2 protein-coding genes and 3 pseudogenes are annotated in these 2,454 nt (G+C 41.3%); 3 read left to right on the top strand and 2 right to left on the bottom strand.

Features of this window, described 5'->3' with window-relative positions; genetic code table 11:
• A pseudogene (locus O9323_RS10835) lies at positions 1 to 344 on the top strand (IS30 family transposase); the annotation flags it as partial.
• Between the two features lie 104 nt (positions 345 to 448).
• Here the strand turns inward: O9323_RS10835 and O9323_RS10830 are convergent.
• A complete protein-coding gene (locus O9323_RS10830) occupies positions 449 to 673 on the bottom strand; it encodes a hypothetical protein (protein WP_002754536.1) in 225 nt (74 codons plus the stop codon).
• 403 nt (positions 674 to 1,076) lie between these two features.
• On the opposite strand from O9323_RS10830, the gene O9323_RS10825 reads away from it, so the two are divergent.
• On the top strand, positions 1,077 to 1,868 hold the full coding sequence (locus O9323_RS10825; protein ID WP_288125091.1) for a hypothetical protein: 792 nt from the start codon (positions 1,077 to 1,079) through the stop codon (positions 1,866 to 1,868).
• 19 nt (positions 1,869 to 1,887) lie between these two features.
• On the opposite strand, the pseudogene O9323_RS10820 reads toward O9323_RS10825, so the two are convergent.
• A pseudogene (locus O9323_RS10820) lies at positions 1,888 to 2,190 on the bottom strand (IS1634 family transposase); the annotation flags it as partial.
• A 125-nt stretch (positions 2,191 to 2,315) separates the two neighbouring features.
• On the opposite strand from O9323_RS10820, the pseudogene O9323_RS10815 reads away from it, so the two are divergent.
• Positions 2,316 to 2,454, top strand: a pseudogene (locus tag O9323_RS10815) (IS4 family transposase); the annotation flags it as partial.

Genomic DNA, 2,454 nt, shown 5'->3' with positions numbered 1-2,454 from the left:
GTCACAGAAAAACTTTTCCAAGAGATTCACCCTGACAAAAAAAAACCTTTACTTGTGACAAGGTTAAAGAATTTTGTGGACATCAAGAGTTGAGTCAGAAACTAGGAGCAGATTTTTATTTTGCTACTCCTTATCATTCGTAGGAGAGGGGATTAAACGAGCATACCAAGGGACTATTAAGACAATTTTTCCCCAAGGGGACGAATTTTAAAATCGTTAAGCCAGAGGAGGTGGAAAGAGCCGTAAACTTGATTAACAATCGTCCTCGAAAATGTCTTGACTATCAGACCCCCAATGAGGTATTCTATAAAGGTAGATCAGACAGTGATGCAATTCAGACTTGAATCGGCCATCCAATTGGTATCAATGGAGATTTTTAGCTCTTTTTTCCCATCTACGAGCATAGCATTTTCCAAAAGTGATAAAAAAAATGTAAAGTTATTTTATATTAGTTGTCTTTGATAGCCTGGAAATTGTCCTGACGACTTCCCAAATTGCTCCTCACCTGACCCACCGTCCCAACCTCCAGTTGGTGAAAGTAGATAGCACCGAGTCGGTTGTCAGCCATCTGATCGGAGGCTTGCAGCGATCGCCTGGGTTTAAATTCAGTTACGCGCAAGATCAGGTATTTTTGTTTGAGCAACGCTAAGAGAGAAAAAGCATCGCAGGCCATATATCTGTAAAAAGTGCTACAATAAGCTAAGATTCCATCAAAGGTTAGATTATCAAACGCCGACTCAGGACTATCAAGGTCGGAAAGCCTCGTTCGATAGTCTGAGCAGAGGCAAGACAATCGGTTAGAACTTATTGACCATCTGAGACTGTCCAATCGTTGGGATCGACTTCGGGTATGGGTGAGGATATAGAGCCGCAATTGTCAGGGTAACACCAAATCCCCCTGATCCAATGCAGTTTACAAGCCTTCTGGTTCGTAGTGGCCACTTCAGTGGGACCTGATGATAACGGGGTTTTGCTAATTGGATTGAGGATAAACCTGCCTTAGTGCGGTTTTGTCGTTACTTGTCTAACAATTGTTGCTATTTTACTAACTACCTTATTTTTTATAGTTAAAAATTATGGCAAGCAAATCTTATTCGATGGTGCAGAATTACCCAATCGGAACAACCGGAACGGGACTAGATCAAACGGTTGAAAGAATTGGCAGAGATCCAGGACTTGCTGGTGCTAATCTCGGCACAAATATTACGGGTGGAATGACGGCAGCTAATGGATTAAATCAGTTAATCTTAGAAGCCAAACAAGCGACTGGAGTTGCTATTAACGGCATTTTTACTGTCAGTGACGTAATCGCGATTAATGCCTGGATTCGTGCTAACCGTTTAGCAGAATTTACTGCTCTCCACGGTGATGACGACGGTACAACAGAAACAGGGTTTCATTTAGTCCAAAATGACGGAGCGACTCAACAGTATCGCAATCAGAATTTAGTTGATACGGTTTTTGATGGCATTTATCACATTGGTTTCCCAATTGAAAATGGTGCTTTTCTCAATGAAGATGGGAACGCAAATGCCACGGTTGCTCAGGTGGCGGATTGGCTAACTCAATTTTATACAGATCGGGCCACAACTAATACCGGACTTGATCAGATTACGGAATTAATTATTGCTGATCAGGGTTTAGCGCAAAATACACCTTGGCAACAAATCGCTGGCGGTGCTGATGCTGCCAATGGACTGAATGATTTATTAAAAACAGCGATTACCACCTACAATCTCGCTGCCGATGGTTCAATTTCCGAAAGCGATATTGCACAAATTAACAATTGGATTCGCTCTGATGCCACCCGTTATAACTGGACTTCCCCGTTGACAAAAGGCCATAACCTGTGCTGTAGGAGGGATTAAGAGAATTTACAGCACCCCGTTACTGGGTACAAATCAGGGAAACTCCCAATAAATCTAACGCTTTTTGTTGCAGTTTAGTCGGTCGAGTTATCTTAGAAAAACGATAACTTCCCTCCCTAATCGTACATTCCACTGTATTCAAGCAAATCGTCCCCAAGTCTTCCAACAAAGTCCGAAAGCTATGCACAGGAAAGTCCTCTTGATTCCGTTTTTTTCTCTCTTTAGACTGAGCGGATTCACTGCGACTCGCTTTAATCACATTCAGAGAACCATCATCAATTTCTTCATCCTCAAATAACAAAGGAGCCAAGCACTGTTTTAAATCAGCAATTCTCATTTTAAGGTTTCATGACATTAAAACCCTTGCACATAGAGGGGTTAATAATTCTTAACGAATCTCTATATCGCTGAAACAACGCAAAATCGTTTCAAAATGAGAATTGCTGAATCAAAGAACATCCAATAGTTTTGGCAGTGCAAGACACAACAAGTTTAGACTTTACGACGCAAAAAGCCAAAAAAGGAATGGGTTATCTAGATTATAAAAAATCCTTTGGTCTCAAAGTTCATACCACCTTAGGAGTGT

It is taken from the genome of Microcystis sp. LE19-131.1A, assembly GCF_027532015.1.
GTDB classification, from domain to species: Bacteria; Cyanobacteriota; Cyanobacteriia; order Cyanobacteriales; family Microcystaceae; genus Microcystis; species Microcystis ichthyoblabe_A.
Note: the sequence above shows the minus strand (reverse complement) of the source record. Positions and strands in the feature narration are given on the sequence as shown.

Excerpts from the sequence above, each read along its gene's own strand:
- O9323_RS10830 (WP_002754536.1), bottom strand. The coding sequence starts at position 673 with ATGGCCTGCGATGCTTTTTCTCTCTTAGCGTTGCTCAAACAAAAATAC.
- O9323_RS10825 (WP_288125091.1), top strand. The coding sequence starts at position 1,077 with ATGGCAAGCAAATCTTATTCGATGGTGCAGAATTACCCAATCGGAACA.